Source organism: Rhodopirellula sp. JB055 (genome assembly GCF_043100905.1).
GTDB lineage: Bacteria > Planctomycetota > Planctomycetia > Pirellulales > Pirellulaceae > Rhodopirellula.
The window spans coordinates 1-2,666 of sequence record NZ_JBICHO010000169.1 but is presented as its reverse complement, the minus strand read 5'-3'; the positions used below and the strand labels follow the sequence as shown (position 1 = coordinate 2,666).

Annotated in this window: 2 protein-coding genes; both read left to right on the top strand. The window is 55.8% G+C overall.

Going from position 1 to position 2,666, the window contains the following annotated elements; all coding sequences use genetic code 11:
- On the top strand, nt 1-1,764 hold a 1,764-nt coding region (locus tag ACF8AM_RS06980; protein WP_392554936.1), incomplete at its 5' end, for a ribonuclease R family protein.
- A gap of 91 nt (nt 1,765-1,855) precedes the next feature.
- Nucleotides 1,856-2,575 (top strand): NAD-dependent deacylase, encoded by a 720-nt coding sequence (locus ACF8AM_RS06975; protein WP_392554935.1) that lies wholly within the window; start codon nt 1,856-1,858, stop codon nt 2,573-2,575.
- Nucleotides 2,576-2,666 lie beyond the last annotated feature (91 nt).

Here is a 2,666-nt window from a genome sequence, read left to right as displayed (position 1 = left end):
GGCGTTCATTACGAAGCGCCAATCAGCGTCGGCGACGTGCGCGGGCTGCCGCTGCAAAACGGCGACAAGATCTTTGTCGAGATCGTCGACTTCCCCGATGAAGAATCAGGCGGTGGCGAAGCGGTCATCCTCGAGCGTCTGGGTAGCAGCAAGAATCCCGCGATCGACACCCTGACCATCATGCGGCAGTACGCGCTGCCAGACGAATTCTCGGAAGAGGTGCTTGACGAAGCTCGTGAGCAAGCCGATGCGTTCGACGACGATGTCGTGCCGGCAGACCGCAAAGACCTCACGGACATGCTGACGATCACGATCGACCCGTTCGATGCACGCGATTTCGACGACGCAATCTCATTGCAACGTGAAGACGGTCGGTGGCGGTTGTGGGTGCACATCGCCGACGTCAGTCACTTTGTTCCGCCCGGCGGCAAACTCGATGTCGAAGCACGCCGACGCGGAACGAGCGTCTACCTGCCCGACCGCGTGATCCCGATGATCCCCGAGATCATCAGCAATCACCTTGCGTCACTGCAACCTGAACGCATGCGTTTGGTGAAGACGGTCGAGATCGAAATGCTGGATGACCTGACCATCACTCACAGCGAAGTTCACAACGCCGCCATCCGCAGCGACAAGCGATTCAACTACGAGCAAATCGACCAGTTCCTCGCGTCCCCGGATGCCTTTCGAAAGGACTGGGGAGATCCCATTTGTGAACTGCTGACGCACATGCACAAGCTAGCGATGCAAATCCGCAAGCGTCGATTCAAAGACGGCTCGCTGTCGATGGACATGCCGGACATCAAGCTCGAACTGGATCGAACCGGCAAGGTCAAAGGTGCTTACCAAACGGAAAACACCGAAAGCCACCAGATCATCGAGGAGTTCATGCTGCTCGGCAACGAAGCCGTTGCCACCTGGCTGGATGACCAAGAACTCAATTTCCTGCACCGCATCCACGCACCGCCGGAACGACGCAAACTGCGGCAACTGAGCAGCTTTGTCAAAGACCTCGGCTTGGGAATTGACAACGTCGAGAGCCGCTTTGAAATTCAAGCGGTTCTGGATAAGGTCGCCGGCACCACCCTCGAAAACGCCGTCAACTTTGCCGTGCTGAAAAGCATGAGCAAAGCCGTCTATGGCCCGCACCGTGAAGGACACTACGCGCTCGACAAAGAACACTACTGTCACTTCACCAGCCCGATTCGTCGGTACCCTGACCTGAGCATCCACCGTTTGGTGCAGCGACTCATCGATCGGAAATCAACGCCCGACGAATCTTTCGCGGAACTCGTCAAACTCGGACACGAATGCAGCGATGCTGAACGCAACGCCGCACAAGCCGAACGGGAATTGATCCAACTGAAGTTGCTTCACTTCTTGAAAAAGAAACAAGGCGAAACACTCGAGGCCGTCATCAGCCGCGTGTTCGCCGATGGCATTCATGCACGCTGTTTGAAACTGCCTGTCGACGGCTTCATTCCTGTTACGGAACTGCCCAGCGATCAATACCGCTTTGAACGTCGCGGACAAGTCCTGACAGGTTTTAAAGAAGGCAACCGCTTTCGACTGGGCGACCACCTGACGGTTCGAATTGGCAAAGTCGATTTGCAAGATCGGCAACTGTATCTCGACGTTGTGAAGAATCACTCCGCAGGCAAGAAAGATTCTCAGAGACCATCGAACAGCAAGTCGAAAAAGTCTCCTTACAAAGGCAAGAAGAAAGCCGAGCGTCGTGAAAAGAAGAAACGACGTCGGCGTTAGGTCCGTGGTGATTGGTCACCATGCATCCGAACGCTTGAATTCACGGTGGCGACCACCGTGCCACAGGTTTTGAGTCTTTTCCATTGTTGACATGAACGTTCTCATCCTTACCGGTGCCGGGATCTCCGCTGAATCCGGAATCCCAACTTTCCGCGACGCCAACGGATTGTGGGAAGGACACGCCGTCGAAGAAGTCGCCACACCCCAAGGTTTCGCGCGCAATCCCAAGTTGGTGCACGAGTTCTACAATCAACGGCGGCGGGCGCTACTGAACCCTGAGATCCAACCCAACGCGGCACATCTTGCGCTCGCCGAATTCGAACGCGAGCATCTCGAAAATGGGCGCGGCGATTTCCTGTTGGTGACGCAGAACATCGACAACTTGCATCAACGTGCCGGCAGCCAAAACGTGCTGGCCATGCATGGTCAATTGCTGCAGGCTCGCTGCTGTTATTCTGAAGAGATCTTCGACTGGACCGGAGACTTGAGCATCGACACGCCGCATCCAGAAGACCCCGACAACGATCGCATGCGAGGTTGTTTGCGCCCCAACGTTGTCTGGTTTGGCGAGATGCCAGTTGGACTGACACAAATTGAGAAGGCCGCGACGACAGCCGATCTGTTCATCGCGGTCGGAACATCAGGGGTCGTCTATCCTGCCGCGGGCATCGTGGCTCAAACGCCCCCGCACTGCCGCCGCATCGAAGTCAACTTGGACGACACGCCCGCGTCGAGCGCGTTCGACGAAACGATTCGCGGTTCCGCCAGCGTTGAAATTCCCAGACTACTGAATCACTTCAAAGCGATGTAAACGTCCGTGATCAGATCTTTGGTTTCGGTCGTTTCCGGATCGTTGCGATAGATCTCACATCCGATCGCTTTGGCCATCTTCAGTTTTTTGT